Annotated in this window: 24 protein-coding genes and 2 pseudogenes; 4 read left to right on the top strand and 22 right to left on the bottom strand. The window is 39.7% G+C overall.

Going from position 1 to position 26,287, the window contains the following annotated elements; all coding sequences use genetic code 11:
• Positions 1–42: 42 nt before the first annotated feature.
• The 5 genes from GT674_RS02575 to GT674_RS02555 form a co-directional block, all read right to left on the bottom strand.
• Positions 43–1,206 (bottom strand): RNA-guided endonuclease InsQ/TnpB family protein, encoded by a 1,164-nt coding sequence (locus tag GT674_RS02575; RefSeq protein WP_161284263.1) that lies wholly within the window; start codon positions 1,204–1,206, stop codon positions 43–45.
• Positions 1,154–1,813, bottom strand: coding sequence for an IS607 family transposase (locus tag GT674_RS02570; protein ID WP_161284261.1), 660 nt, complete (start codon positions 1,811–1,813; stop codon positions 1,154–1,156). Before GT674_RS02570 ends, GT674_RS02575 begins: the two co-directional genes overlap by 53 nt.
• A 127-nt stretch (positions 1,814–1,940) precedes the next feature.
• On the bottom strand, positions 1,941–2,372 hold the full coding sequence (locus GT674_RS02565; RefSeq protein WP_161284260.1) for a flavodoxin family protein: 432 nt from the start codon (positions 2,370–2,372) through the stop codon (positions 1,941–1,943).
• Positions 2,373–2,455: 83 nt separating this feature from the next.
• Complete coding sequence (locus tag GT674_RS02560) at positions 2,456–3,799, bottom strand: MATE family efflux transporter (protein ID WP_161284258.1); 1,344 nt, start codon at positions 3,797–3,799, stop codon at positions 2,456–2,458.
• Between the two features lie 242 nt (positions 3,800–4,041).
• Positions 4,042–4,743 (bottom strand): Crp/Fnr family transcriptional regulator, encoded by a 702-nt coding sequence (locus GT674_RS02555; RefSeq protein WP_161284256.1) that lies wholly within the window; start codon positions 4,741–4,743, stop codon positions 4,042–4,044.
• Between the two features lie 97 nt (positions 4,744–4,840).
• Between GT674_RS02555 and GT674_RS02550 the strand changes: the two genes are divergently transcribed.
• Positions 4,841–5,437: an ATP-binding protein gene (locus tag GT674_RS02550; RefSeq protein ID WP_161284254.1), complete on the top strand. Its 597-nt coding sequence runs from the start codon at positions 4,841–4,843 to the stop codon at positions 5,435–5,437.
• 17 nt (positions 5,438–5,454) lie between these two features.
• The gene (hcp, locus tag GT674_RS02545) at positions 5,455–7,059 is read left to right on the top strand and encodes a hydroxylamine reductase (RefSeq protein WP_161284252.1); all 1,605 of its coding nucleotides are present in this window, start codon (positions 5,455–5,457) and stop codon (positions 7,057–7,059) included.
• Between the two features lie 79 nt (positions 7,060–7,138).
• On the opposite strand, the gene GT674_RS02540 is transcribed toward hcp, so the two are convergent.
• From GT674_RS02540 to GT674_RS02500, 9 genes and pseudogenes are all read right to left on the bottom strand, one after another.
• Positions 7,139–7,612 (bottom strand): pyridoxamine 5'-phosphate oxidase family protein, encoded by a 474-nt coding sequence (locus GT674_RS02540; RefSeq protein ID WP_161284250.1) that lies wholly within the window; start codon positions 7,610–7,612, stop codon positions 7,139–7,141.
• An 83-nt stretch (positions 7,613–7,695) separates the two neighbouring features.
• On the bottom strand, positions 7,696–8,661 hold the full coding sequence (gene asrC, locus GT674_RS02535) for a sulfite reductase subunit C (RefSeq protein ID WP_161284248.1): 966 nt from the start codon (positions 8,659–8,661) through the stop codon (positions 7,696–7,698).
• 13 nt (positions 8,662–8,674) lie between these two features.
• Complete coding sequence (gene asrB / locus GT674_RS02530) at positions 8,675–9,463, bottom strand: anaerobic sulfite reductase subunit AsrB (RefSeq protein ID WP_161284246.1); 789 nt, start codon at positions 9,461–9,463, stop codon at positions 8,675–8,677.
• 1 nt (position 9,464) lies between these two features.
• On the bottom strand, positions 9,465–10,463 hold the full coding sequence (gene asrA / locus GT674_RS02525) for an anaerobic sulfite reductase subunit AsrA (RefSeq protein ID WP_161284245.1): 999 nt from the start codon (positions 10,461–10,463) through the stop codon (positions 9,465–9,467).
• 20 nt (positions 10,464–10,483) lie between these two features.
• Complete coding sequence (locus GT674_RS02520) at positions 10,484–11,173, bottom strand: Crp/Fnr family transcriptional regulator (RefSeq protein ID WP_161284243.1); 690 nt, start codon at positions 11,171–11,173, stop codon at positions 10,484–10,486.
• A gap of 169 nt (positions 11,174–11,342) precedes the next feature.
• Positions 11,343–11,831, bottom strand: a pseudogene (locus GT674_RS02515) (AI-2E family transporter); the annotation flags it as partial.
• A pseudogene (locus GT674_RS17875) lies at positions 11,818–12,194 on the bottom strand (P-type ATPase); the annotation flags it as partial. The pseudogenes GT674_RS17875 and GT674_RS02515, both read right to left, overlap by 14 nt.
• A 287-nt stretch (positions 12,195–12,481) precedes the next feature.
• Positions 12,482–12,670 carry a hypothetical protein gene (locus GT674_RS02505; protein WP_044925941.1) on the bottom strand — a complete coding sequence of 63 codons (189 nt, stop codon included), beginning with the start codon at positions 12,668–12,670 and terminating at the stop codon, positions 12,482–12,484.
• A 40-nt stretch (positions 12,671–12,710) separates the two neighbouring features.
• Positions 12,711–13,886, bottom strand: a complete 1,176-nt coding sequence (locus GT674_RS02500; protein WP_161284241.1) for an MFS transporter — start codon at positions 13,884–13,886, stop codon at positions 12,711–12,713.
• A 124-nt stretch (positions 13,887–14,010) separates the two neighbouring features.
• Between GT674_RS02500 and GT674_RS02495 the strand changes: the two genes are divergently transcribed.
• Positions 14,011–14,910 (top strand): helix-turn-helix transcriptional regulator, encoded by a 900-nt coding sequence (locus GT674_RS02495; RefSeq protein WP_161284239.1) that lies wholly within the window; start codon positions 14,011–14,013, stop codon positions 14,908–14,910.
• A 13-nt stretch (positions 14,911–14,923) separates the two neighbouring features.
• Here GT674_RS02495 and GT674_RS02490 read toward each other — a convergent pair whose 3' ends face one another.
• From GT674_RS02490 to gnpA, 6 genes are all read right to left on the bottom strand, one after another.
• Entirely contained in the window at positions 14,924–15,832 is a 909-nt protein-coding gene (locus GT674_RS02490; protein WP_243149031.1) for an MATE family efflux transporter, read from the bottom strand.
• Between the two features lie 374 nt (positions 15,833–16,206).
• The gene (locus GT674_RS02485) at positions 16,207–17,529 is read right to left on the bottom strand and encodes an MATE family efflux transporter (protein WP_161284237.1); all 1,323 of its coding nucleotides are present in this window, start codon (positions 17,527–17,529) and stop codon (positions 16,207–16,209) included.
• A 172-nt stretch (positions 17,530–17,701) separates the two neighbouring features.
• Complete coding sequence (locus GT674_RS02480; protein ID WP_161284236.1) at positions 17,702–17,863, bottom strand: rubredoxin; 162 nt, start codon at positions 17,861–17,863, stop codon at positions 17,702–17,704.
• A 237-nt stretch (positions 17,864–18,100) separates the two neighbouring features.
• Positions 18,101–18,829 (bottom strand): nitroreductase family protein, encoded by a 729-nt coding sequence (locus GT674_RS02475; protein WP_161284234.1) that lies wholly within the window; start codon positions 18,827–18,829, stop codon positions 18,101–18,103.
• 32 nt (positions 18,830–18,861) lie between these two features.
• Positions 18,862–19,896: an alcohol dehydrogenase gene (locus tag GT674_RS02470; RefSeq protein ID WP_161284289.1), complete on the bottom strand. Its 1,035-nt coding sequence runs from the start codon at positions 19,894–19,896 to the stop codon at positions 18,862–18,864.
• Positions 19,897–20,040: 144 nt separating this feature from the next.
• A complete protein-coding gene (gnpA, locus tag GT674_RS02465) occupies positions 20,041–22,197 on the bottom strand; it encodes a 1,3-beta-galactosyl-N-acetylhexosamine phosphorylase (protein ID WP_161284232.1) in 2,157 nt (718 codons plus the stop codon).
• 381 nt (positions 22,198–22,578) lie between these two features.
• Between gnpA and GT674_RS02460 the strand changes: the two genes are divergently transcribed.
• Entirely contained in the window at positions 22,579–23,412 is an 834-nt protein-coding gene (locus GT674_RS02460; protein WP_161284231.1) for an AraC family transcriptional regulator, read from the top strand.
• A gap of 108 nt (positions 23,413–23,520) precedes the next feature.
• On the opposite strand, the gene iadA is transcribed toward GT674_RS02460, so the two are convergent.
• Positions 23,521–24,669, bottom strand: a complete 1,149-nt coding sequence (iadA, locus tag GT674_RS02455) for a beta-aspartyl-peptidase (RefSeq protein ID WP_161284287.1) — start codon at positions 24,667–24,669, stop codon at positions 23,521–23,523.
• A gap of 17 nt (positions 24,670–24,686) precedes the next feature.
• Positions 24,687–26,207: a putative basic amino acid antiporter YfcC gene (gene yfcC / locus GT674_RS02450; protein ID WP_161284228.1), complete on the bottom strand. Its 1,521-nt coding sequence runs from the start codon at positions 26,205–26,207 to the stop codon at positions 24,687–24,689.
• Positions 26,208–26,287 lie beyond the last annotated feature (80 nt).

The following is a 26,287-nucleotide window of genomic DNA, read 5'->3' as shown; positions in this document are numbered from 1 at the left end:
CGGACTAACGTATCCGTACATATTTGCATTGACGTTTCAGTGTCAGCCTGCAAATCTTTCTCCATAAGCCTTGAGATTTATAGCTGCCTGGAAATCTCTATCCATTATATTCCCACACTCACATCTATAAATTCTGTCAGATAACTTCAAATTTCTTTTGATGTTTCCACAACAGCTGCAAAGTTTTGATGATGGATAAAACCAATCAGCCACAATAAGCTGGATTCCTTTATCGCTGCACTTATATTCAAGCTGTTTTCTAAACCTAAAAAATTTCTGTTCCTGAACTGCTTTGGATAAATGTCTGTTTTTCATCATTCCGCTAACATTCAGATCTTCAATACATATAAATCTTGGTTTTCGATTTACGATCTCAGATATGGTCTGATTCAAATAGTTTTTACGAATATTTGTTAATCTGTGATTTAGCTTTAATAAAAGTCTTTCCTTTTTGATTACATTATTTGTTTTACAGTAACTTTCTCCTTTCTTATTTTTCTCGTAAGAACGAGATATACTACGCTGTAATCTGCGTTTCTGTTTTTCTAATTTCCTTACTTTCTGACTCTTATTGATGTTCTTATACTTAACGCCATCAGAGCAGACAGCAAAATCTTTGATTCCTAAGTCTATGCCGACTCCGTCATCATGAAGTGTTTCCCTGCAGTCAGGAAATTCCACACATACACTGATCCACCAGTTCAATCCGTCAAAGGATATCCTCGGATTCATATATTTAGCATCTGTCGGAATACGTCCATGTTCTGCAAGTCTTACCCAGTTTATTTTTTGTTTATTTGCTTTCCTGCTGGAGGAAAAGCCTTCAAATTTAATGTGGGTACTACTGAATCGTATCTTCACGTTGTCCTGATAGAACTTCGGCATTGATCTCTTTTTTGACTTGAATCTTGGGAATTTCTGCAAACCTTTGAAAAAATTCTTATAAGCAGTACAGGCATCTTTGATCGCCTGTTTAGTTACATTATTTGAAATATTCAATAACCATGCATATTCATCAGAATGTCTAAGCTTTGTAAATTCTTTTCTGAGTTCTGAATCTGAAATGAATCTGCCGCCTTTTTCATAGTTCTCTTTTTCCCTGGCCAAAGCCCAGTTATAAGCGAATCTTGAAGCACCTGCGTACTGAAACATCTTAGTTTTCTGTACATTGTTTGGTAGCAGCATTACTTTTATGGCTTTTACCATCTGTTTCCTCCTGTATCAGTTCCCGGATAAGTTTCTTAGCTTTATTCGCTCGTTTTCCTTTTAATTTGCAACTGAATACTGTGATTATTTGAACCAGATCTTCGACAAGTTCCTGCTGTTCAGATTTTTCAGTATGATCAATAATCTCAATCTCACAATTATAAAGTGAAGCGATATATTCTATCAAATCAAAACCAAATCGCAATAGCCGGTCTTTATATAAAACAACAACCTTTTCAACCTGATTTTGAGATATTCGTCTGAGCAATTCCTGAAGCCCTTTTTTCTTATAATCAATCCCGGAACCGATATCACTTATTATCTCAAATGGCTGTCCTTTTGCCAGAAGATATGTTTTAACATTATCAATCTGTCCTTCCAGATCATCTTTCTGTTTATAGCTGGAAACGCGACAATATCCAATTATAATGCGGTTTTTAGGCTTTACATTTATTACCTGGTTAAGTTGCTCATCAGAATAATATCTATAGCCACTTACTGTAGTATGATGCGGATGGAGTTTTCCATTGGCATCCCAATTTCGTAATGTCTGGGCAGATACGCCTATAATTTTTGAAAATTCATGTATAGAATAATATTTACTCAAAGTATCAACTCCTTTCAATATTATTCTATTCTAATTTCTTATAAATCTCAACATGTACTTATATGATTTTATAATTTATATTTAACTGTTGATAACCTCCATTTTCCTGCGCCTCTTCTTTACGTGTTTATAAGTCTTTTACAAATTCCACTGCATTTTGAATATCTTTATCATCTGGATGTCCCTTCGCAATACCTCCGACCAGTTTGAACGGGCCAAATGTATCGTATCCTTTGCATCCAAATTTTCCCACTACGCTGACATGTTTTTTATCCAAAACCTGCTCTATGGATTTATAATTCGCACTTCCACCATAAGTACAGATCAGGAATACCTTTTTGTCATCTGGTAAATTCTTTTCAGCAAATTTCAATATCGACTGATGAAACTTTGAAAAATAGATTCCTGATGCAAACCCGATCATATCATACCTGCTCAGATCTGTATCTGACTGTTTTACTGCATCAATCAAATCGACCTGACACTCTTCTGCTATGCTTTTTACTAATTTTTCTGTATTTCCATGATGCACAGATGCATATACGATTGCTTTTCTCATATCGATACCCTTTCTATCAGCTCAACAATAAAATTATAACATCATATACTCATTATAAATTTCTCCTTGTGAATTGCTCTAAGTTATCGAGATGACGCCACTTTATCAGTCGACCATGATCTCCTGAGAGCCACATAGGATATTAAAAAGTTTGCAAACCAACCGGCTGGTACAGCAATCCAGACAAATACAATGCCAAAACGCGGTGCAAAAATCAAAGCAACAGACAGACGAATCGCAAGGTTCACCATGTTTGCAATGAGGAACGGGCGCATGATTCCTAGACCCCTAAGGACTCCATCGGTTGCCATTTTGATTCCCATAAAGATAAAGAAGTAACCGAGCCATCTCATATAATCCTCGGATACCTGATAAGCCAGGACGGTTCCGTCTTTACCAAGGAACAGCGAGGAAATTTGAGTATGCAGTGTTTCTATGACTATAAAAGCAAGAACTGCAAAACATATATCTAACACCAGCGCAGCGTGATACCCCTTTTTGATACGTTCAATTTTCTTTGCACCAAGGTTCTGGGAAACATATGGCGAAACTGCATTACCAATGGATACAAAAATCAATGAAAAAACATTCTCTACCCGCATCGTCGCCGCATACCCCGCGAGTGCCTGTGTGCCAAAAGGATTTACAACTGCCTGTACGATCATCATACCGATGGACACTGTAGACTGCTGAAGAATCGAAGGTACAGCAATTTGAAGCATGGCATGTAACTCCCGCCTGTCAAACCAGTCAAAATGACTTTTATATTGCCGCATCCGACTAAGGAAAATCAAAAGTGAAAACACTGCCGAAATCCCCTGTGCTATGAGAGTCGCAAGAGCTGCACCAAACACACCGAGACCAAGGCCAGCAACCATCCAAAGATCCATAATAATATTTAAGATTGACGAGAATATCAGGAGTCCTAGTGGAATTTTTGATTCACCAATGGAAGTGAACATGGTAGAAAGAATATTATACATAAACAGAAACGGAAAGCCCACAAAATAGACCCGCAAATACAGCACTGCGTCATCCAGTATATCAACGGGTGTTTGTAAAACACTCATCATCGAGTGAGAAAAGCAAAAGCCAAAAACACCAAGGGCTATGCTTAAAATTAGAAAACTAAGCAAAGACGTTGACACGATGGTTTTCATTTTTCCGTACTCCCTGGCACCGAAATAGCGGCTCACGAGCACACCGGCTCCGACACCGGCTCCCAGTGCCACACAAATAAAAACATTGGTCAACGCTGCACAGGCACCGACAGCTGCCAGTGCAGAGGAACCAACAAATTGACCGACAATGATGGAGTCAGCCATATTGTATATTTGCTGAAAAAAGCTGCCGAGAATCATTGGCATTGCAAAAACCGTCAGCGCTTTAAGAGGCGCATCTGTGATTAAATACTCATCTTTTGACATTATCAATAACCTCCACTGTTTTCTGCTTTTTGTCCGAAGCATTCGTGACAAAACAAGCAAGATACTATTCGTATTTTCATCTATTCTTCCCTTCATCAGAATTTATTTTGTACCTTCGAAACATAAGCATTAAGTTACATTACGGAACAAATTATATGCAGATACAACTAATAAATCAAGTCATTGCTTACTTTTGGCAATATATTTATCAGGTATTTGCGACTCCCGGAACTGTTCCTTTGTCATCTTGTAAAATGGAGATTCTTTAAGTCTGTGCCATTATATACATTCAGTTCAAAATGATTTCGATTTGTTTTTATAAAGCCTTCTTTTTGTAACTTTGATATCTCCGTAGACATTGCCGCACGGTCTATGCAGAGATAATCCGCCAGCTGCTGCCGGTCAAAAGGAATGTCAAAAGATAACGATGAATGTCTGATGGATTCTGCTGACAGATATGACAATAGTTTATCCCTTGTCGTTCGCTTGCCAACATGTGTAATCTTATCGTTCAGAATCAGTATCTTATTTGCAAGGACACTGACCAGGTTACGAATCAACTTCTGATGATGCTCGCATGCAGTTGAACAAGTAACCAGCAACCTCTGGACATTTAGAAAAACAATTTCACAATCTTCATCTGCTACCACACTGATATTCAGAACAGCCCCTGGGCTTGCCGCATATGGTTCTCCAAAAAAATCTCCGGCATGACATTTCGACAGAATATTCCGATGTCCCCAGATATCTTCCTGAATAACAAGAACACAGCCTGACACCACAAGTCCCATTACTTCAGTAGAATCTCCTGCTCTGAAAATATAAGAATCTCGTTCTTTTGAAATTGTTGTTGCTTCTACACAGTGGAGTATAGATAATATCTCGTTATCCGTAAGACCTTTAAAAAATGGACTTTTTCTTAGAATGGGTAAATATTTTTTCAAAATCATTCCTCCTGTTGGAAATCAAACATACAAGTTGTAGTTATCATACTATAATTCCAACAGAAACAAAAGGTAAATACTATTGACGGAGGTAAAAATGATAAGAAAGATTATCCGGATTGATAAAGAAAAATGTAACGGCTGCGGTGCCTGCGCAGATGCCTGCCACGAAGGTGCTATTGATATCATTAACGGAAAAGCCGAACTGGTAAGAGAACATTTCTGTGACGGACTAGGCGATTGTCTCCCGGAATGTCCCACAGGTGCCATTTCTTTTGAAGAAAGAGAAGCACCTGAATATGATGAAGAAGCCGTGAAAGAAGCACAGAAAAAAACACTTCAGAACTGGCCGGTACAGATTAAGCTGGCTCCAGTCAGTGCACCATATTTTAATGGTGCAAAGCTTTTAATCGCAGCTGATTGTACTGCTTACGCATATGCAAGCTTTCATCAGGATTTTATTCGAAATAAGGTAACTTTAATTGGTTGTCCAAAATTAGATCAGGTGGATTATAGTGAGAAACTGACCAAGATTATTCAAAACAACAACATTCAAAGTGTGACAATTGTAAGAATGGAAGTTCCATGCTGTGGTGGTCTGGAGATGGCAGCAAAAAAAGCACTTCAAAATAGTGAAAAATTTATCCCATGGCAGGTTATAACGATAAGTATTGATGGGAAAAATATAGAATAAAAAAGGAGAATACAATAATGGATAAAAAAATGTTTTGCTTTCAGTGTGAACAGACAGTCGGATGTACCGGCTGTACAGGAAATGCCGGTGTCTGTGGAAAAAAGGCAGATACAGCTAAATTACAGGATGAACTGACAGGTGCGTTGATCAGTCTTGCAAGAGCTGTCGATGGCGCAGAAACTATTTCCAAAAGTACCTGGCAGGTAATGATCGAAGGGCTGTTTACTACAGTTACAAATGTAAGTTTTGATGATGCGTCAATCAAAAATATGATACAAAAAGTCAGAGCAGAAAGAGAAAGACTGGTTCCTGACTGCGGCAAATGTCAGTCACCGTGCGGTAAAACAGACGAATACGATATGCAGCAGCTGTGGAATGCCGATGAAGATATCCGTTCTTTGAAGTCTCTTATTCTTTTCGGGATTCGCGGAATGGCAGCCTATGCCTATCACGCAAGTGTTCTGAATTATGAAGATGCTGAAATCAATCGTTTCTTCTGCGAGGCATTATTTAAGATTGGATATGAAGAAAGTGCGGAGACTCTGCTCCCTACAGTACTGAAAGTAGGAGAAATCAACCTGAAGTGTATGGCACTTCTTGATAAGGCAAATACAGAAACCTATGGAACGCCAGAACCAACTGATGTTACACTTACGATAGAAAAAGGACCTTTTATTGTCGTGACCGGTCATGATCTGAAAGACCTGCAGCTTTTGCTTGAACAGACAGAGGGGAAAGGCATCAACATCTATACTCATGGTGAAATGCTTCCTGCCCATGCCTATCCACTTTTAAAGAAATTCTCTCACTTAAAAGGAAATTTCGGAACCGCATGGCAGAATCAGCAGAAAGAATTTGATCATCTTCCGGCTCCGATTCTCTACACCACCAACTGTCTGATGCCCCCAAGAAGCAGTTATGCTGACAGAGTATTTACAACAGAAGTAGTTGCTTTCCCAGGTGCCGTTCATATTGATGAAAAAAAAGATTTTACGCCGGTTATTGAAAAAGCACTGGAACTGGGTGGTTACAAAGAAGATCAGATACTCACAGGCATCAATGGCGGAACAAAAGTGACAACCGGTTTTGGTCATGCTGCTATCCTGTCCCATGCAAATACTGTAGTAGAAGCTGTAAAATCAGGTGCGATCCGCCATTTCTTCCTGGTTGCCGGCTGTGATGGTGCTAAACCGGGACGAAACTATTACACCGAATTTGTGAAACAGACACCTTCTGACAGTATCGTTCTCACCCTGGCATGTGGTAAATTCCGTTTCAACGACCTCGATCTGGGAGAAATCAGTGGTCTGCCACGACTGATGGATATGGGACAGTGTAATGATGCTTATGGTGCGATCCAGGTTGCCGTGGCACTTGCGAATGCATTTGGATGTTCCGTAAATGAGCTTCCGCTTTCCTTCGTTCTCTCCTGGTACGAACAGAAAGCAGTCTGCATCCTGTTAACGCTCCTGCATCTTGGCATTAAAAATATCCGTCTTGGTCCTTCACTTCCGGCGTTTTTGTCTCCTAATATTCTGAACTTTCTGGTGGAAAATTATGGTATTGCACCGATCACCACACCGGAAGAAGACATCAAAATGCTGATGAACCACAGCAAATAAATTTTTCAAAACCTTTATAAAATCAACAAAGCCGATACCGGATTTCCAAATCCCGCATCGGCTTTATTGAGTGATTCTATTACTTCGGTTTCTTTCTTTTTCCTGTCATTTTTTCTACCTCCAAAACGTATACAAGTGTTCTGGAAATTGCTTCCGGATTAAAATAAGCATCTTTTCCCATATGATAATGATCCATAAGTTTCTTTAGTGCATCCATTTTTTCTTCTTCATCAAGAATTTTAATGCGTCCTCTGCCAATCACACTTTCATATGCCATTGTACAGTAACCTTTTTCCTCAAAATACTGAAGCTGATGTTTGCAATCCATTTCAAATGACGCTCTGTTATCTTTTTTAATAAGGTCTGCTTTATAACCTTCAAGAGCACTGTGAAAATACAGATTAACTTTTCCATCAACTATTTCCATTCCAAAATTCAATGGTAAAATATATGGATAGTCATCATCGTTAAGTGCCAGTCTGCACACATCACAGTTTTTCATAACTTCTATGATTTCATTAAACTCTTTTATTTCTCTATTTTCCTGTCTCATATTTCTGATCTTCCTCTTTTCTTTTGTGCGAATCCCATACAATGGAATATTGATTCAAAGCATATCCATGCAGCAAACCTGAATTATCTGTAATGTATACCGCTCCAGTAAATATTGTCTTTCACGACTGTTTCAGGTGGAATCTCTACACCATCCAACGCCCATTTTTTATATTCCGCAAAACCCACACGGTCAATAATATACCCCACATGTTCCTTACCGCCAGGCGCATTTGGATCAATATATTCTTTCACAAATTTATAGGTATTCAGGATAACTTTGATGATGGTGTCTTCATCTGCCCAGATCAGAAAATCTTCTCCCAGACGTGGATTTTTCTTTCCTGTTCGTCCCATAAGTGTCAGACGATAGTATTTTTTTGCACTTCTGGTCCATGCTCTGGTCGGACATTTTGTCACGCAGACTCCACATCCCACACATTTTTCCTCATTGCGCACGATCCGGTAGTTTTCCATCTTTAATGCATCCACCGAAAGCTTATCACAGCCTTTTACACATGCACCACAGGAAACGCAACGGTTAGGGTCATATTGTGGCTCTGTCATACCAATAATTCCAAAATCATGCATTCTCGCCTTGATACAGTCATTAGCACAACCTGTAAGTGCAATTTTAAAATGAAGATCATTAGGAAATATAGCTTTTTCAATTCTCTTTGCAAAGACTGCTGTATTATAATTTCCAAAAGGACAGACTCTGTTTCCGATACATGCACAGACATTTCTGGTTCCTGATGCCGGATACCCGGTACCTGCTTCATTTTGATTGATCTGAAGATTATCAATGATCGGTTGAAGCATCTCATTAACTTTATCCATATCTTCCATATGGATTCCTTCAATTTCAAATCCCTGACGGGTGGTAAGATGAATCTGGCCATTTCCATATTTTCTGGCAATATCTACTACCTGCTGCATGACATCCGCATTACAGCAGCCTCCCGGAACACGCACTCTGGAAGCCGTAAGCCCACGGACTTTTGATACACGGAAGGCATTTTTCTTCAGTTTCTTTGTATTGATATCCATTATAATTTCCTCCCTAATCAAACAATTTTTTACCTTCTGAATAACAGAATACCGGACCATCCAGACAAATATATGTGTCATTCATTCGACAATGCCCACATTTACCAAATCCACAGCACATTTTTCGTTCCTGCGAGATCCAGATTTGTTCTTCCTGCATTCCCATCTTTAAAAGCTCTGCTACTGCAAATTTCATCATAATCGGCGGTCCGACAACAATAGCTGCAGTTTCATGAATATTATCAAGTTCAAGTTCTGGAATATATTTTGTAACAAGCCCCGTTCTATAGAAAGGGACATCGGATGAGTCCACCGTCAGAATCAGATCCATCTGCTGTTCCCAGTTCTTCAAATCATCACGGAATAAAATATCTGCCGGAGATTTAAACCCAAGTATTGTATGTAATTTTTTTACTTCATCCGGATGCTCACCGAAGTAACTGATCACGCCTCTCACAGGAGATACTCCTGTTCCACCTGCTACTACGATCAGCTCTTTTCCCTGATAATTTTCTTTTTCAAAACCCTTTCCATAAGGACCACGCATAAAAAAGCTGCTTTCCTCATTCAGTTCAAAAATTTCTCCGGTTACCTTACCAACCTTACGTATTGTCAGATCAACATAATCTTCTCCTATGCCACTGACAGAAATCGGTGCCTCACCATATTTAGGAATAGAAACTTCAAAGAACTGTCCTGGTTTTACTTCACCCACATATGTCATACGAAATGTATATTCTGTCTCTGTATGCTTCACAATTTCTTTTATCTTAGATAAGAAAGGAATATATTCATTTGTCATCTTATTTCCCCTCCTTTTCATTCAGTTTCTGAAGGCATGCAACATAGGAAATATATTCCGGACACACATTTTCACAACGTCCGCATCCAACACACATGTGGTATCCAAATCTTTTCTTATAATCCGAAATTTTATGTAATACCTTAAAGCGCATTCTTTCACCCTGACTCTGACGGAAGCTGTGTCCTCCTGCAATGTCAGAATATCCATTCACCTGACAGGAAGCCCATACACGGCGCCGCTCTCCTGCCTTTGGATTATCTTTATAAAAAATATCCTGCATAGTAAAACAGGTACATGTCGGACAGACAAAATTGCAGCGGCCACAGCCAATACAGCGGCTGCCATATTCCTGCCACATAGGATCCTGATGAATTGCATCTGGGAGTTTCTCCGGAATCTCTACATGTATCTCATTCTTTTCCACAAAAGTCAGTTTCTCCTGTGCATTCTGTCCATAATCCCATAATAATTCTTCCAGTTCTCTGTATCTCAGTTCCATATAACAGCCCTTTTCATCCTGGAAAATATACATATCATATTCTTCACAACGATTTGTCCCCATACTTACACAGAAACAATTTTTTCCAGATTCTTTACAACCCATCACAGCAAAAACTGTATTTTCCCGCATTCTTCTGTAATAATAATCTTCTGCACCGTTTTTCATGTATATCTCATCCAGACGTTTCAGAGCATGAAAATCACAGCTTTTCACAAAAACCAATCGCTGTCTTGCCGCTTCATCTGCGGTTTTTGTCTCGTTTTCCGTAAAATAAAGAATTGTCTCCGAAACCGGAAGCAGCACTTCCTTAAAACTGTAATCTGACTTCTGATTCCAGACAAGTTCTTCCCAACTGTTCAGCAAACCATAACGAACTATATCTGTATCTGAAAAGCAGCCTGCTCCCCGGTAAATTTTCGGTCCAAAGATATCGTACGATTTCTGCAGAATTTCAAAAATCTTCTGCATCTCATCACTGTTGAGTCGTTTTCCCATCAGATACCCCTTTCTCATAATCACATTTTATAAAAGTCTGCAAGACCATCAGAATCTGTCAGTGTAAACCTCTTATTACCATAACGAATCAAACCTCTGTCCGTAAGAACTTTACAGGCACGGGAAACATTTTCCCTTGGTGCACCAACTAAGTCCGCCATCAGGGTAATAGTAAGATCAATATCTATCATCACCCCATCTTCCGTATCCACACCAAAATCACGACCTAGCTTCCATAATTTTGCAGCTATTTTTCGCTCCATCTGCATGTTTCCGGTCGTATTTTTTAACTGGTGACCCATTCGCCAGAGATTTCTTTCATATTCTCTCAGAACAGCTCTTGTTAAAGCATGGCTCTGCTCCATAAGCTGAAGGAATTGTTCTTCTGCAATTTCTATTACCTTCACTGGACAGGTAGCCTCACAAAAAAGTGCATTTGGCTTTTTGCTTACAATACTCTGATTTAAAAGCTGTCCTTTTCCCAGGATAAAAATCACCTTTCTATTTCCGTGCTTGGTCAGATTGTAAAGCATCACTTCCCCAGAATACACGAAATATACTGTTTTCGTTCTGCTGCGTGAATGAAAAATCACTTCCTTTTTCTTATATGAAACAACCTTACTTTCATTAAGCAGATTCTGCAGAATATCCTTTGGTATTTCTTTAAAAAAATCCATATTCTCCAGTTCTCTGATCGTTATATATCCCATTTTATCAACCTCGCTGGCATAACTTTTACAGTCATTGATAATAAACTGCTTCTGTCTTGCTTTCCTTTTGTATTATAATTAAAAAGTTTATCATTTTCCGTGATGTATGTCACATTAAAAAAAGACGTAAGTTTCCCTACGTCTTAATTCTGCCAGTTTCATCACTCAATTACATCCTCTTATCATATTCTTCCACTTCTGTCCGCGTTACTCGTTTTATATTCTGTTTTTTCAGACGCAAATAGACATATTCGCGAAAAATAGTATAAAACACCGATACAGTAGGAATAAAAATGAGCATACCTACTATTCCCATAAGATTTCCACCGATTGTCACTGCCGCCAGCACCCAAATCGACGGAAGGCCAACAGATCCGCCAACAACATGCGGGTAGATCAGATTACTTTCAATCTGCTGTAAGAGTAAAAATATAATAATAAATAAAACTGCTTGTTCTGGACTTACCATGAAGATCAAAAAACTACCCACTGCACATCCAATAAAAGCTCCAAAGATAGGAATCAATGCCGTAAATGCAACCAAAATTCCAATCAAAAGTGCATATGGCATTTTTAATATACTCAATGTAACAACAAACATGGAGCCCAGAATTATGGCTTCGAGACACTGTCCGGCAAGAAATAGTGAGTGCACTCTCATCAACCTTGAGGCTTGCATTTTCAATCAATCTTCCATCCGCCGGGATCATATCTCCAGCTTCGAGCAGTATCACAGCTCCAATGACCAGTTCCCTGGCTGGAATCTGAACAGCAGATCCATCACGCAGTACCTTTGCCTCCGGACCAGAAAGCTTCTTTAAACTCTGTAGGGATTGTTCCGCTTTTACCGTCTGTACTGTTCCCAAAAAATCTGCAGGATATTTTTCTTCTTTCCTTCTGCAAGTTCATTCCATCCGCATTTTTCTCTGGAAGATTTCACCTGTTCACTCGTAAGGCCTGATATATTGCCTTTCACTCGCTCAAATACTTCTTCTACTGTCTGTTGATAAATTTCTTTCATCACTTATGCCTCCTCTTTTCATAAATGTCTATTGGATTTTTATGCAATGAAAGATCTTTTCGATAAAAATGTATAAAAAAAGAAACCTTTATTGCATAACAAAAATGCAATAAAAGTCTCACCATTTTCTTGCGGCACCGGATGTTTCCACCGTACTGACGATACCTCAAACGCAGATTTTAAAAGCGTAGGTTACTCCCCTTTATTTGGTACAATCATATATCAAATCAATATCACTGTCAAGAAGTTCCTAAGCCTTGTAAATCAGACATTCTTCAAAAGAGTTCTTATATAATTATTTTTCTATGAATTATACGCATTTGCAAGTCTTTCCCACACAAAAAACAACTTTCATAACCCAAATCAGTATATCGTGGTTCATGTAATACAGGCACTTGTAGATCAATCATTGCCAGTGTTATTTCTATAACATCCTCATCCGTCCTTGTTTCAAGAATAATTTGTTTTGTTTCCATTCGTATTTTCATCTCTTTTCTGTAGACCAATTTTGAAAAGTTATCTGGACTTTATCTTATCAAAAAATAAGAGTCCGATTACCATTACCACGGGAAAGATCAGGCCGACCAACATGCCGCTCCTTATATTATCTCCCGCCATCTGGGTTACTCGTCCAACAATACCAGGACCGATGCTTCCTCCCAGATCTCCAGCCATGGCAAGAAGTGCAAACATTGCAGTACCACCTGCCGGAAACTTCTTAGATGAGATACTTAATGTACCCGGCCACATGATTCCAACAGAAAAGCCACACAGGATACATCCTGTAAGTCCGACTACAGGATTTGAAAAGAGTGATGCAAGAACATAACATACTACGCATAACGCACCTGAACCAAGCATGAACTTTGACAGATCTACTTTTTCTCCGTATTTTCCATATAGTATTCTGCTGATTCCCATGGAGACAGCAAATAAACATGGTCCCAGAAGATCTCCCATTGTTTTACTTAAGCCAAGCGCTGCCTCAGCATATGCAGAGGCCCATTGTGCCATAGATAATTCAGAAGCACCTGAACATACCATCAAAATAATAGCAATCCAGAATAATGGTATTTTAAAAAGTGCTGATATGCTCATTCCCTCGTTCTCATCTACAAGATATTCAATAGGACAGGTTGCAAAATTATAGATATTTACTGTCGGAATCAGGGCTAACAGAACTGCCAGCCATTTCCAGCTGTCGATTCCAAATACTGCAAAGAAAATTGTTGAAACAAGAATTGTTCCTACTGCTCCCCAGCAATAAAAAGAATGAAGCAAGCTCATAGTTGCTTCTTTATTGTCAAATGGACATGCCTCAATGATCGGGCTGCAAAGCACTTCAATAAGCCCGCTGCCTATTGCATATATAATTACACTTATTATAATTCCCGCAAAAGGATTCGGGAGAATTCCCGGAAGAAAAGCCAGTCCTATAAGCCCCAGGGCCGAGCAGGCTTCCGAAGCTACAATGCAGATTCTGTACCCTATTTTATCAACAAATTTGGCACAAAATAAATCAACTATAAGCTGGGTAAAGAAAAAACAGGTGGAAATAAGTGCAATATTTCCAAGTGTAATATTGTATTCCGCATGAAACTTCAAATATAAAAGCGGTGCGAAATTAGCAGCGATCGCCTGTGTTATAAATCCAAGATAACAGGCCAATTTGGTTTTTTTATAATTCTTCATGTAAGATGCTCCTTGAATAATATTTGTTTGTATTATATAATATGTAGATACTAATTTCATTGTAATTTTTTCATATTTTATTGTAATATATCGCATTGTTCAATTATATGAGGTATTAATAGCCATGAGTTTTCAAAATCAATTCACCAAAATAACAACGGATGCCAACTTAATGGAAACCGTCCATCATGGAAGCGCCGAGTATCCTTTTCGCTACTATTATGAAAATATAGCTCTGTTTGATTTTAAGTGCATCGACTGGCACTGGCACAGTGAGCTGGAATTTATATATATCGAAAGCGGAAATGTGGTTTTTGATATTGGTACGGTTCACTTTGAACTTAATGAGGGTAACGGCATAATGATCAATTCCAAAATTCTCCATCGATTACAGTCCTCAAGCGATGCCATCATTCCCAATTTTCTGTTTCAGCCTTCATTTATTGCACCACAGGACAGTCTCATTTATAAAAAATATATCAATCCTGTAATTTCATCTTCTCTTGAATATCTCGTTTTTCAACCAGATATTCCCTGGCAGAAAAAAGTTCTTGAAATCATAAAAACAATAATTGCAGTACAGGAAACAGAATTTAACCGTGAGATTATTGTATCTATGTCAGTTCAGCAACTCTGGATATTACTTTTAGAAAATCTGACTTTTGATCAATTTGAAAACATGGGCGCTGTAATTTCCAGAACACGGCTTCAGCTGATGATGCAATACGTTCATGCACATTATTCGGAAAATATAACACTTGAGGATATTGCCAGAACTGCAAATATCAGCAAGAGTACTGCCCTTCATCTTTTTCAGAATAATCTTAAACTGACACCGGTTAAGTATCTTATCAACTATCGCCTTAAACAAGCAGCACTTCTTCTGATAAATACAGAAGAAAAAATAGCCACAATCTCTAATAACACCGGATTTAACAACGTGGATCATTTTTGCCGAACGTTCAAGAAAGCATATAAGATGACTCCCACTGACTATCGAAATAAAGAAAGAGCACCAGTTTGATATCTCACGTCAGTTATGATAAGCTGCGCATCCATTTGCGTTTTCTGAAAATAATGAGTGATATGATCAACCTAAAAATTTCTTCAGTGGTAAACAATGCATATACGCCTACAATTCCCCACTGAAAAACATACGCAGCAATAATACACAACGGAATCCCAATACACCAGGTTCCAATAATATCTATGATCATAATAATTTTTGTATTACCACCACTTCTTATAATGCCTCCACCAAGAATCATATTTTCAACTTTAACTGGAGCATACAGAGCAAAAACGATAAGCAGCATTTTTCCAGTTTCTTTAACACTTTGATCCACACGATAAAATCCTGCATACGTTCCTGCAAACAATATAAGTAACAATAATACCAAAAATGAGCCGAATAACCCTGCATACATGATTTTTCTGGATTCCGTATAAGCATCATCATACTGTTTCTTTCCCAGGCGCTTTCCTATCATAACTCCAGATGCCGCAGACAAACCGCTCAATGCCCCGATAATAAGACTCTGTATCGGACACGTAATAGTATAGGCAGCAAGGCTTGTTGTCCCTAAATGACCATATACTGCAGACTCTACATTCTGCCCCAGACTCCACAGAAACTCACTGATTAAAATCGGCATAATCATTATAAAATATTCCCAAATGGTAATCTTTCTGAAATGCAATGACATCACTGGCTTATTTTCATCATTCTTTATACAAATAATAAAGCCAATAAGGATAAGAAACATATTTAACAACTGTGAAACGAGAGTTGCCGTCGCCGCACCTTTTATTCCCATAGATGCAAATCCGGCCTTTCCAAATATTAATACGTAATTGAGTCCAGTATTAACTGCCACAGCTCCAAGCCTTGCCAGAAATGGTATTGTGCAGAGCATTGCAAAGGAACTGCCAGAACCTCCAGTCATGTCGTATTTCCTTTGTGACTGCTGGTATGTTTCTGAAAAATTAATTAACACATTTGTACAGAAGGGGTTCCATACCATTGGAGCTTTAAAAACAAACCGCCTGCTGTACCCGTCAGGAATGAAAAAGAAGCTCAGCGAACTTGCTGCTGAATTATCGGTAACAGAGAAGGGATCCAAAGATACTGGCTGCTGATGTCAATGGCACATTATATCTGTGTTATAGGCACTGGACGATATCAGTCTTTCCAGGAAGGATATCAACTGATTCGCAGTACCATTCAGCAGGAAAAGTATCAATATCTGTTTCAATGTGCAAAATCCAGTATTAATTTTGAAGCGTTTATGAAATTAGCAGGATAGTTTTGTGCATTTTTTCAAATTTGCTCATTTATAGTTCTATAGAAAACCAATGTCAGCACTGTAGCGGCAATCCAGCCAAATGGCCATGCCATCCAGATTCCGGTACTTCCAAATTTTCTGCTGAACAGTAGTGCAAACAGAATTCTGAAGATCAGATCAGGTACTGTCGCAGCTACAAAATACATCATTGCGCCGGCACCTCTGATAATTCCATCTGTCATCAGTTTTACCACGATCATAAGATACCAGGGTGCAACAATCTGAAGAAATTCCATTCCAGCTCTGATCGCCTCTTCACTTTCTGCATTTAGAAACAGCCCCATCATCAGTCTGCTGAAACCAACATACAGAACAACAAACGGTACAGCTGCCACCGCTGAAAGTTTCAAACCAGTCCGAAATCCCAACGGTATCCTTTCTGCTTTACCAGCACCAATATTCTGGGCGGTATAACTTGAAAGACAGGATCCCAGCGTCATAAAAATATTTATGGCAAAAGTGTTCAGCTTAATAGCACCTGAATATCCTGCAACAACTGCCGATCCATAGCGATTTACAATATCCTGAATAAAAAGATTTCCGACACTCAGGACACTCTGCTGCATAATACTTGGTACTGCGATCGCAAATATCTGTTTAAAATATTTACTGTCAAAAAAAGGCTGTTTTTCTTCTCCCGCAAAAGCCTTAAGTCTGGAAAACAATGTAAGCAGTGCAAGCACCGCTGAAATTCCCTGTGCAATAAAAGTAGCCCAGGCAACACCACTGACACCCCAGTGAAACTGAGCCACAAATATCAGATCCAGGACAATATTACCGGCAGATGATCCCAACAGAAAATACAATGGTGTTTTGGAATCTCCCAATGCTGTAAACACACCAGTACATACATTATAAAGCATCAGGAAAATCAGTCCGAACACATAGATTTTCAGATACAGAACTCCATCTGCCATAATATTCTGCGGGGTATGTATCCATTCCATCATATTTCTACAGAAAAAATATCCCCAGACAGTAAGTACTGCTGCAAGTCCCAGTGACGAAGCAAATGCCGTCGTTACCGCACGCTTCACACCTTTTCGATCACCTGCACCAAATAATCTGGATACTATTACCGATGCACCAAGGTTCATTCCCACGGCAAAGGCCATAAAAATAACTGTGATCGGATAGGAGGCTCCTACTGCCGCCAGCGCATCTTCCCCGGCGAATTTTCCTGCGATCATACTGTCCGCAATATTGTATATCTGCTGAAACATCACGCTGAACATCATTGGAAGCCAGAATTTCCATAATGTTCGGTCAGGATGCTCTTTTGTAAAATCTGTGACCATTATTTTATATCCCCCCTCATCCCTTCAAAGTACAGAATCTGTTTGTATTGATAGAGTCAATGTATCAAATCCTCCAAAATTAATCAAGTGTCCTCTATCTATTTTACCAAAAATAAAATGCCCCACTGGTTTTCCAATGAGGCATCCTTGACCTTATAAATATGCTGAATTTTCAGTCTTCAACTTTTGAGAACTGATCCTTTCCAACAGAGCATAATGGACATTCGAAATCATCCGGAACATCTTCCCATTTTGTTCCTGGTGCAATACCACCTTCCGGATATCCTTCTTCTTCATCATATTCCCAACCACAAACATCGCATACATATTTCATTATAAGTTCCTCCTTTACTATCTTTGCAAAATTTATACATAGAATATTTGTAATTTCTGTCTTCTATAGCTGACGCTAAGTTTGCTTTTGTTATAAGTTATTGTCTGATAAGATTATATATCTATTTGAAATAGATGTCAATATAATATTAGTAATTATTACTATTTTTCTTTCATAACTTGCTTATTGCCTGGAGTTATTCATTTTTTTCTATACGCAAAGAATTCGGAACGCTTTTTATTTTTCAAACTGATCCAGATATTCTGCTGCCGATCTGCTCATTTCTTTTGAAAAGTCGGAATTATACTTGCGTTTGCAGAATGCACTGCACCATTCCTCATAGGTATGATTTTTATGCTTATACGCAAACATTTCCCTCAGTTCATCTCCATCCATACTGCGGTATCCGTTTTCGTGCACGATATGTTTCCGCTCGCATCGTTCCGGCTTCTGCCGCCGTACCTGCTGCTCAGTCGGCCAGCCAAATACCAGCATGACTGCCGGAAATACATATCCGGGAAGCTGCAAAAGTCTCCTCTGTTCTTCGTAATTTTCCATAATATCACCGATATAACAAGAACCAATCCCAAGACTTTCTGCCGCCACCACAGCATTCTGTGCTGCAATGGCAGTATCCGTCACTGCAAGCATCAGATCACCCACACCTGGCTTTCTCGGTTCACAGCCGGCTTCCCGATAAGTATCGTACCATTTCTTACAATCCGCACAAAATACCAGAACCATCTGTGCGTTTGCGATAAACGGCTGATGATCACAGCTTTCTGCCAGTGCTTCTTTTAACTCCTGATCTGTAATATCCAGAATTGTATATAACTGCTGACATCCTGCTGTCGGAGCCTGCATTGCAGCTTCCAGTATCATATCCTTCATTTCTTCCGGAATTACTCTGTCTTCATATACCCTCACTGACTTTCTGCGATATAAACTCTCTATAATTTCATTCATTTCAGATTTTTTCTCCTTTACATGCTTCTTTATCAGCATTCCACTGCCACTTTGATCACACCATCTCTCTTATTTTCAAAAAGATCATATCCCTCTTCAATTCTGCTGAGTGGATAGGTATGTGTGATCAGTGGTTCTGTATTGATTCTGCCTTCTGCGATCAGCTTTAATGTTTCTTCGCAGTCGCAGCCATCCACGCCGCCTGTTTTGAATGTAAGATTCTTGCCATACATTTCCGGAAGAGGTAAGGTCTGTGCTTTATCATAAAGTGCAACCACTGTTACGACCGCATTTGGTCTTGCACATTCCCAGGCCAGACGAAATGTGGATTCTGCACCCGCAACTTCAAGAACCACATCTGCTCCTCCATGATCACTGTTATCCCGAACAAACTCCTCGCATTTTTCCGGAGAAACTGTAAGAATCTCCGGATAATGTTCCCTAATAAAACAGATACGGTTTTCATCCTTTTCACATACAATAATACGCTTCGGATTCTTCAGCATAGCACAAAGCAAGGTACAGATACCTGTAGGACCTGCACCGATAACCAGTACCGTATCTTCCTCTGTGATCTCAGAAATACGTGCAGCCCAGTAGCCGGTAGCGAGAACATCCCCTACCAGCAACGCCTGTCTGTCCGTAACCTCTTCCGGGATCTTATTCAGCCCCTGATCTGCAAAAGGCACTCGCACATATTCCGCCTGTCCCCCATCAATACGACAGCCCAGCGCCCAGCCACCATTCTTATCTGTGCAGTTATTTACATAGCCTTTTTTACAGAAAAAACATTCTCCACAAAAAGTTTCTACATTTACCGTCACTCGATCTCCCGGTTTTACTTTAGTTACAGCACTGCCAACTGACTCCACGATTCCTACCATCTCATGTCCAACTGTTATACCCGGAACCGCACGAGGAACACTCCCATGTTTGATGTGCAGATCACTTGAGCAGATACTGGCAAGTGTTACTTTTACGATTGCATCTCTTTCATGCATAAGCACTGGTTTTGGTTTTTCTCTTAATTCAAATTTTCCTTCTGAAACATATGTGTAAGCCTGCATTATTTCCCCCATCTCTTTCTCCATCATTTTTATTTTAATTGTACCAGAAAACACATAAACTTTGTATATTTTCATTTTTTTACCCAAAGAAAAAAGATGGCTAATGATAACCATCTTTTTCTTATTATATATTTGATTTTTCTTTTAGATCTGATACCACTTAATTTCATTTGCTTCCAGATGAAGTTCAAAACTACTTCCGTCGCCTCTGTAAACAGTCGTATCCTGTGGCTCATAAGTATTATTAACCACACAGTACTTACCATTCTTCACATAAGCATGTACTTCCACATTATAGTTCGTGGAGTACCAGCAATGAAGTTCTTTCTCAGCAGACGCAGACCAGAGAACCGCACGATAGAGTACACGGCTGTTTTTGAAACTGTATGGAAGGCCGCTGATATATACGCCTCTTCCTTTTCCAAAACTCTTCACAGCCATCTGCACTTCCTGATCTTTCTGGATCAGAATGTCTGTTTCCGGCAATGCATAGATGTTCTTCTTGCCTTCGCCGAAGTCAACATCTCCGTCAGTATCCTGCAGGATAAAATGCTCTCTGTGTTCTTCCCAGTTATATTTATCCGTATTAAGATTAAATCCTCGCTCTTCTTCCACACCAAGGATATCATCCAACTGGAAGAATTTACCCTGCCACTGATGAGCTGCCGGTTCACCTACTCCAATAAAACCTCCGCCATTATATACAAATTCTCTGACCGCAGTGATGACCGTTTCATCGATCCAGTTTTCACCACCTGACTGTGCGGTATCTGCATCTCCGACATTGATGATAACATCAAAATTCTTCAGCAGATCTCTGTTCTCACGGATATCATCAAAGTTGATAAAGGATACTTCAAACGGTGCCCCGCTCAATGCTTCTATAATTCCGAAATAAGAATAATTCTGCTTATAATAGATCGCATGATGCACCATATGATTTCCCCAAGAGCGCATTTTTCCCCAGCAGTTCAAAACCGCTACTCTCTTCACGCAATAAGGAGTTGTTCCCTGAATGTTGTCATATAAGGTACGGAATTCATCACAAACTTCCTTGATATACTGTACAAAATCCGGAAATTCCAGTGCGAGCTTCAGATATCCACCGTAGCCGATTCTCTGGATCGGGCTTCTCAGAATTGCTCTTCTTGCGGTTACCCAGTTTACTTTTGCCTCTTTTACAGGATCTCCCCCTTCATGGAAAGTATCCGGGAAGAAATACGGAAGAAATCTTCCTTCTGTATATTTCACATTCTTAATATCGCTGAACAGACGTAAGGTTGCACCGTTTCCAACACTTCCTACTACTGCATCCAGTCCGATAGATGCAAATTCATCCATGAAAGGTTCCATACCGATCCAATGATCTCCCATGAACATCATTGCTTCTTTTCCGTACTCGTGAACAATGTCTACCATTTCTTTGGCAAGCTTCGCTACTTCCCGTCTCTGGAATGCCTGGAAATCTTTGAATTCTGCTGATGGAATTCTGTATGTGTTGTTCATATATCCCTGATCAATGATATATTCCGGTCTGAAAGGATAACCCACTTCTTTCTCAAACTGCTCCAGGATATATGGGCTTACAGATGCAGAATATCCAAACCAGTCTACATATTTTTCTCTTGCCAGTTCATCAAATATAAGGGTAAACTGATGGAAAAAAGTAGTAAATCGTACGACATCTACATACTCATGTGTGTCCAGAAATCTGCGCAGACGCTCCATAGAATATGCTCTTGTTTTCGGCTGACGCACATCAAATGTGATCTGTGGTTCCACATCCTTCCATTCATTTACTACTGCATTGTACATATGTACCGGATCCCACATAATATATGCCAGGAAACTTACCGTATATTCATGAAATGGCTTTGCAGCTCTGAGTACTACATTACCTGTTTCTTCGACATAGCTCCACTGAGTTGTCGGCACTGCTTCTCCGGTGGTTCGATCCATAACTTCCCACCATCTGTAAATATCGTCTCTCGTATTTACTGCCAGCATATCCGGATACAGATGATCCATCAGATGGATCTCCAGTTTATCCGATGTAGCTGTATGGAAAGATGTCATGATATACATCTGCTGGATTTCCTCCGGATTTGCCTTTGCCCAGGCATTATCCTTACGGGTTGTATAATAAGTTGCATATATCTTGGCACCAGTTTCTTTTAATTCCTGTGGAAACTCTGTTCCATCACAGTCGCGGATCGCGTCCGCTCCCCACTCATCGAGCATTTCCAGTGTCTGCGGTACTACATCTAAATTAGTTGGTATTGTTACACGACCTTTTTTCATTTTATCTCCTCCTGGAAAATTAAGTAGAACTTTCTGTTTCTTTTCACTGTTTATAGAATACGTTCTTTACCTTCCTTTTTCAATTCACTTTTTGCTTTGTTTTTTAGAAATCTTGCTCTTCGAACAAGATTATGATATTATATCCAAAAACGTTATTATTATTTTTATAAGCAATCTATTTTTAGCCATAATAGCCTATTATATTTTTATCTTTTTATATTTTTTGTGCATTTACCTCAATTTTTTCATCTGAACACGAAATATGTTATTATCATTATATTTTTATTTGTATTTTTATTTCGAACAAAATTACTAAATTGTCAACGAGCACAATAAACTGGGAAATCAGCATAAGATTTTTGATGAAAGGAGGAACCTTTTATGAGCTCACACTCTCTTCGTTTCAGCCCTGAGGATACCGATTCACAGGATGTCACACTTCTGAATGCATCTTCTTCCCGCTACGAAGGTGACTGGCCAAGCATTCCCCATTCTCATGCATTTACTGAATTGTTTTATGTACGAGATGGACGAGGTGAATTTCTGCTTGAGGACAAGATCTATCCTATTTCCAAAGATGATCTGATCATTGTCAATCCTCACATCAACCACACGGAGATTTCCAAAGGGACACCGCCTCTCAGCTATTTCACCGTAGGAGTAGAAGGGGTATGCTTCTCTTTTAATGATCAGAAAGAATATCGCATTTTCAACTGCAGAAAAAAAGAGGCAGATCTGCTTTTTTACTTTAACTCCCTGTTTCAGGAACTGGATAAGCAGTCCGAAGGATACGAAAAAATCTGCAACTACCTGCTGCACATTCTGATTCTGCAGCTTCAGCGAATTACAGATTCTCCTTTTGAACTGATCACCGCACAACACCCCAGTAAGGAATGTGCTTATATCAAACGTTATCTTGATTCTAATTATAGTGAGAATATTAACCTTGATCATCTGTCTGCACTCAGTCATCTGAACAAGTACTATCTAAGTCATGAATTCACAAAATATTACGGAATCTCTCCCATAAATTATCTGAGTCGAAAACGAATTGACGTGTGTAAAGAACTCCTGGAAAATACCGATTACGGAATTTCAGACATTGCACATCTTGTAGGATTCTCTTCCCAGAGTTATCTGTCCCAGAGTTTTCGTAAATCCTGCGGCATGACTGCCGGAACTTACCGCAAGCTTAAGAAAAAAAGAAAGGAATAGATTTAATCTGCCTTCATCAGAACATTGTAGACTAATTTCTAAAGCAAAAAAATATCCGGTTCATAACGTATATGTTCTGCACCGGATATTTTAATTATGACTCTTAATTTACTTTGTATATACTGTTTTGCCTCTGGCTATTACCTCAACAAGCTGCAGGCTCTGGTCCAGAATACACAGATCCGCATCGTATCCTTCCTCAATTTTACCTTTGCCATTGAGATGAAGGATTTCTGCCGGATTTGATGTGATCGTGGAAAGTGCGATTTCCAGTGGGATTTCTGCCTTAAATACACATTCTTTTACTTCCTTCAGAAGACAGCTGGATTGACCCACTCCCATTCCAAGGAATTCTCCATCTTTACTGTACATTGGCAGACTTCCCTGTCCATCAGAAGAAATCGTCATTCGTTTTGGATCAACGCCGGCCTCCAGCATACGCTTCATGCCCTTGCATACACGCACCTCATCACAGATTGTCTCCCAGTAATCAATATCCTCGTTCCCGGTAAAGTCGACTGCTCCACCCTTCAACGCATACTCGATTGCCTTACAGAAAAGCATTTCATTTCGATTGATATGTGTCGGAAGAAACTGGGATGCCGGTATTTCTGTCTCATCGATCACACGATCAATAAGATCCATACATCTCCTGCTGTCACCGAGATGAACATTTACTATACCGGCTTTCCCGGAAAGGACACCACCAAGCCGCGTATCTGCAACTACACGTGTAAATTCCTCAAATGTCGGCTGTGAAGAACGATGATCCGAAATAGCGATTTCTCCTGTTCCGATGATTTCCTGGATCATCATGATATCCTTCGTTATGCTGTCTGTCAGTGTGTGAACCGGAATCTGATAGCTTCCTGTATAGCAGTAAGCTGACATTCCCTGTTCATTCAATCCCTTTGTCTTTGCGACAAGAGCACACATATCCCGGCCGATTCCATCTGTACCCAGACAACCAACAACTGTTGTTACGCCAAATTTCGTAAGCCCTTCAAGAGTTGCTTCCGGAGTACGATTTGCGAATCCACCTTCTCCACCACCTCCAAGTACATGAACGTGACTGTCAATAAAACCTGGTGTCAAAAGCAGATTACTTCCGTCGATCACCTCTGCGTCAGCAAGAAATCCCTCTGCCAGTATCGTACCTGCATCTGCAATTTTTACGATTTTGTCATTGATCACAAGTACATCCTTTGTTCCCAGATGCTGCGGAGCATATACATCAATATTCTGAATTAGTTTCATCATAATCTCACTCTCAATTAAAATCCGATTGCAACGGCAATCAGTATTGTTATAACAGCACCGATCATCAATACACCAAGGAATTTCCACATAAATTTGATCCAGTTGGACCATTCAATCTTTGCAATTGCCAGGGAACCGATCAGACATCCTGATGTCGGAACGATCAGGTTTGTAAATGCATCACCGAGCTGGAACGCAAGTACGGAAGTCTGACGTGTAACGCCTAACAGGTCAGACAGCGGTGCCATGATCGGCATTGTGATAGCAGCCTGTCCTGTTCCGGAAACAACGAAGAAGTTAAATACAGACTGGAACAGATACATAAGTACTGCTGCAACTGCTCCGGAAACACCTGCCAGTGCATTGGAAATATTATACATGATCGTATTGATAACAGTTGGTGTTGTCGGATCAGAACCACCGAGAACCTGCATGATACCCTGTGCCATAGCAACAACAAGAGCCGCACCGATCAGGTCTTTGGCACCGTCCTTAAAGGAACTTGCAATGTCATTCATCCTCATGTCATTTAATTTAAAGATGACTCCGATCACACCGGAAACGATTCCCATAATAAAGAACTGTGTGGCAATTTCAGGCATATAATAACCCTGGGTCATAACGCCCCAGATTACCCAGATTACCGTAGCAGCCAGTGTCAGAAGAACCAGGATATGTCCGATACCAAAAGAATGGCCCTCATCAATACCAGTTTTTTCGTTCTGATCACGGAAGTACTGATCAGATTCATACGCAACAGAAATTTTCGGATTCTTTTTTACTTTGGCTGCATAAAAGATTGTCATTCCGCATCCAAGTCCTGTGAAAACAACCCACATCACCATACGGAAGCCTGCGCCGGAAAATACATCGATACCAGCAATACCCTGTGCAATACCTACAGAAAATGGATTCATCCAGGATGAACCGAAACCGATCTGTGTTGCAACGTAAGTAACCAGTACTGCAATTACTGTATCATATCCGACTGCGACAAACAACGGACAAAGAATCATAGTAAATGGAAGAGCCTCTTCGCCCATTCCAAAAACAGCACCGCCAAGAGAAAACAGTACAAAAAGTACTGGAATCAGCAGTTTTTCTGCTCCCTTTGCCTTACGTATCAGTCCGATCAGACCTGCTTCGATCGCACCTGTACGGATCATAATACCAAACGCACCACCAACAATCATAAGAAATGCAATGATCTCAATAGCAGAACTGTTTACAATTCCATTGTACATGTAATTGAAAAATCCTGTTCCGCCATCTCCACTGAAAAGCGCAACACCCTCAGTCACTACATTTCCCGCATCATCCTTCAGATACTGAAAACTTCCGTCTTTGATTACGGTACGGGTCTTCTCAACCCCGTTGATCATGTACGAAACATCCTGTGTTTCGTAGTAGCCCTTCGGCACAAGGAATGTCATAACTGCCGCGATAACAACTACAAAAAAGATAATAATGTAGGTATCCGGAACCTGAAATCCCTTGTTGAATGATTTCAAACCTTCTCCTTGTTTTTTACTCATACTCGAGTTTCCCTCCACTCTTTTTTAATATACATTGACAGTCTAACATAAAACCCTGAAAAAGTAACCCAAAAATTAAC

Origin of the sequence: Blautia sp. BIOML-A1, from assembly GCF_009883055.1 — a bacterium.
Taxonomy (GTDB): domain Bacteria; phylum Bacillota; class Clostridia; order Lachnospirales; family Lachnospiraceae; genus Blautia_A.
The sequence above is the reverse complement of the archived record's forward strand: the minus strand, read 5'-3'. Positions and strand labels throughout refer to the sequence as shown.

What these genes read in the sequence shown, in the direction of transcription:
- GT674_RS02575 (WP_161284263.1), bottom strand. Translation starts at nt 1,206, where the DNA reads ATGGTAAAAGCCATAAAAGTAATGCTGCTACCAAACAATGTACAGAAA.
- GT674_RS02565 (WP_161284260.1), bottom strand. Translation starts at nt 2,372, where the DNA reads ATGAGAAAAGCAATCGTATATGCATCTGTGCATCATGGAAATACAGAA.
- GT674_RS02560 (WP_161284258.1), bottom strand. Translation starts at nt 3,799, where the DNA reads ATGTCAAAAGATGAGTATTTAATCACAGATGCGCCTCTTAAAGCGCTG.
- GT674_RS02550 (WP_161284254.1), top strand. Translation starts at nt 4,841, where the DNA reads ATGATAAGAAAGATTATCCGGATTGATAAAGAAAAATGTAACGGCTGC.
- hcp (WP_161284252.1), top strand. Translation starts at nt 5,455, where the DNA reads ATGGATAAAAAAATGTTTTGCTTTCAGTGTGAACAGACAGTCGGATGT.
- GT674_RS02540 (WP_161284250.1), bottom strand. Translation starts at nt 7,612, where the DNA reads ATGAGACAGGAAAATAGAGAAATAAAAGAGTTTAATGAAATCATAGAA.
- asrC (WP_161284248.1), bottom strand. Translation starts at nt 8,661, where the DNA reads ATGGATATCAATACAAAGAAACTGAAGAAAAATGCCTTCCGTGTATCA.
- asrB (WP_161284246.1), bottom strand. Translation starts at nt 9,463, where the DNA reads ATGACAAATGAATATATTCCTTTCTTATCTAAGATAAAAGAAATTGTG.
- asrA (WP_161284245.1), bottom strand. Translation starts at nt 10,463, where the DNA reads ATGGGAAAACGACTCAACAGTGATGAGATGCAGAAGATTTTTGAAATT.
- GT674_RS02520 (WP_161284243.1), bottom strand. Translation starts at nt 11,173, where the DNA reads ATGGGATATATAACGATCAGAGAACTGGAGAATATGGATTTTTTTAAA.
- GT674_RS02505 (WP_044925941.1), bottom strand. Translation starts at nt 12,670, where the DNA reads ATGGAAACAAAACAAATTATTCTTGAAACAAGGACGGATGAGGATGTT.
- GT674_RS02500 (WP_161284241.1), bottom strand. Translation starts at nt 13,886, where the DNA reads ATGAAGAATTATAAAAAAACCAAATTGGCCTGTTATCTTGGATTTATA.
- GT674_RS02495 (WP_161284239.1), top strand. Translation starts at nt 14,011, where the DNA reads ATGAGTTTTCAAAATCAATTCACCAAAATAACAACGGATGCCAACTTA.
- GT674_RS02490 (WP_243149031.1), bottom strand. Translation starts at nt 15,832, where the DNA reads ATGACTGGAGGTTCTGGCAGTTCCTTTGCAATGCTCTGCACAATACCA.
- GT674_RS02485 (WP_161284237.1), bottom strand. Translation starts at nt 17,529, where the DNA reads ATGGTCACAGATTTTACAAAAGAGCATCCTGACCGAACATTATGGAAA.
- GT674_RS02480 (WP_161284236.1), bottom strand. Translation starts at nt 17,863, where the DNA reads ATGAAATATGTATGCGATGTTTGTGGTTGGGAATATGATGAAGAAGAA.
- GT674_RS02475 (WP_161284234.1), bottom strand. Translation starts at nt 18,829, where the DNA reads ATGAATGAAATTATAGAGAGTTTATATCGCAGAAAGTCAGTGAGGGTA.
- GT674_RS02470 (WP_161284289.1), bottom strand. Translation starts at nt 19,896, where the DNA reads ATGCAGGCTTACACATATGTTTCAGAAGGAAAATTTGAATTAAGAGAA.
- gnpA (WP_161284232.1), bottom strand. Translation starts at nt 22,197, where the DNA reads ATGAAAAAAGGTCGTGTAACAATACCAACTAATTTAGATGTAGTACCG.
- GT674_RS02460 (WP_161284231.1), top strand. Translation starts at nt 22,579, where the DNA reads ATGAGCTCACACTCTCTTCGTTTCAGCCCTGAGGATACCGATTCACAG.
- iadA (WP_161284287.1), bottom strand. Translation starts at nt 24,669, where the DNA reads ATGAAACTAATTCAGAATATTGATGTATATGCTCCGCAGCATCTGGGA.
- yfcC (WP_161284228.1), bottom strand. Translation starts at nt 26,207, where the DNA reads ATGAGTAAAAAACAAGGAGAAGGTTTGAAATCATTCAACAAGGGATTT.